Genomic DNA, 293 nt, shown 5'->3' on the forward strand with positions numbered 1-293 from the left:
AACGACCTGGCGCGGGTGCTGGAGTTGGGGGCAGAGGTGGGTATCAAGGTCGAGCCGGCTTTGGAAGCCCTGAAGGTCGCCGTCCACATTTGAGTTCGCCTATGGCCTCTTCGCAGGCGAGCCCGCGAAGAAGCCAGTACAGGCAACGTGAAACTTCAGCCCAACGCCGTATCCAGAAACATCATCACCGCAAACCCACCCATCAACCCCAGGGTCGCCGCCGTCTGGTGCCCGTTACGGTGGGTTTCCGTGATCACCTCGTGGCTTACCACAAAGATCATCGCCCCCGCCGC

General features: G+C 61.4%; 1 pseudogene. It reads right to left on the reverse strand.

Features of this window, described 5'->3' with window-relative positions:
* Window positions 1–155: 155 nt before the first annotated feature.
* Window positions 156–293: pseudogene (locus SB765_RS28960) on the reverse strand (ZIP family metal transporter); the annotation flags it as partial.

Origin of the sequence: Pseudomonas sp. SIMBA_067 (assembly GCF_046534675.1) — a bacterium.
Lineage (GTDB): Bacteria > Pseudomonadota > Gammaproteobacteria > Pseudomonadales > Pseudomonadaceae > Aquipseudomonas > Aquipseudomonas putida.